This window comes from Providencia sp. PROV116 (assembly GCF_028482485.1).
GTDB lineage: Bacteria > Pseudomonadota > Gammaproteobacteria > Enterobacterales > Enterobacteriaceae > Providencia > Providencia rettgeri.
In genome coordinates this window covers 1-1188 of sequence record NZ_JAMPQO010000044.1, presented here as the reverse complement: position 1 = coordinate 1188, position 1188 = coordinate 1, and the positions used below count along the sequence as shown (strand labels likewise).

Genomic DNA, 1188 nt, shown 5'->3' with positions numbered 1-1188 from the left:
TGTCTAAAGAAAAATTTGAACGTTCAAAACCGCACGTTAACGTTGGTACTATCGGCCACGTTGACCACGGTAAAACTACTCTGACAGCAGCTATCACTACTGTTCTGGCTAAAACTTACGGCGGTTCTGCTCGTGCATTCGACCAAATCGATAACGCACCAGAAGAAAAAGCGCGTGGTATCACTATCTCTACTTCACACGTAGAATACGATACTCCAACTCGCCACTACGCACACGTAGACTGCCCAGGACACGCCGACTATGTTAAAAACATGATCACTGGTGCTGCACAGATGGACGGTGCAATCCTGGTTGTTGCTGCGACTGATGGCCCAATGCCACAAACTCGTGAGCACATCCTGTTAGGTCGCCAAGTAGGTGTTCCTTACATCATCGTGTTCCTGAACAAATGTGACATGGTAGACGACGAAGAGCTGTTAGAATTAGTTGAAATGGAAGTTCGTGAACTTCTGTCTCAATACGATTTCCCAGGCGACGACACTCCAGTTGTTCGTGGTTCAGCTCTGAAAGCGCTGGAAGGCAACCCAGAGTGGGAAGCGAAAATTGTTGAATTAGCAGGCCACCTGGATACTTACATTCCAGAGCCAGAGCGTGCAATTGACAAGCCATTCCTGCTGCCAATCGAAGACGTATTCTCAATCTCAGGTCGTGGTACAGTAGTAACAGGCCGTGTTGAGCGTGGTATCATCAAAGTTGGTGAAGAAGTTGAAATCGTTGGTATTCAAGACACGGTTAAAACAACTTGTACTGGCGTTGAAATGTTCCGTAAACTGCTGGACGAAGGTCGTGCGGGTGAGAACGTAGGTGTTCTGCTGCGTGGTACTAAACGTGAAGAAATTCAACGTGGTCAAGTACTGGCAAAACCAGGTTCAATCAAGCCACACACTAAATTCGAATCAGAAGTTTATATTCTGAGCAAAGATGAAGGTGGTCGTCACACTCCATTCTTCAAAGGTTACCGTCCACAGTTCTACTTCCGTACAACTGACGTAACCGGTACTATCGAACTGCCAGAAGGCGTAGAGATGGTAATGCCAGGTGATAACATCAACATGATCGTTACCCTGATCCACCCAATCGCGATGGACGACGGTTTACGTTTCGCAATCCGTGAAGGTGGCCGTACTGTAGGTGCGGGTGTTGTTGCAAAAATCATTGCATAATACC

The 1188-nt window shown here is 47.1% G+C and carries 1 protein-coding gene; it reads left to right on the top strand.

Features of this window, described 5'->3' with window-relative positions; all coding sequences use genetic code 11:
• A partial coding sequence (gene tuf / locus PSE72_RS19840) for an elongation factor Tu (protein WP_094963257.1) occupies positions 1-1184 on the top strand: 1184 nt, incomplete at its 5' end.
• Positions 1185-1188 lie beyond the last annotated feature (4 nt).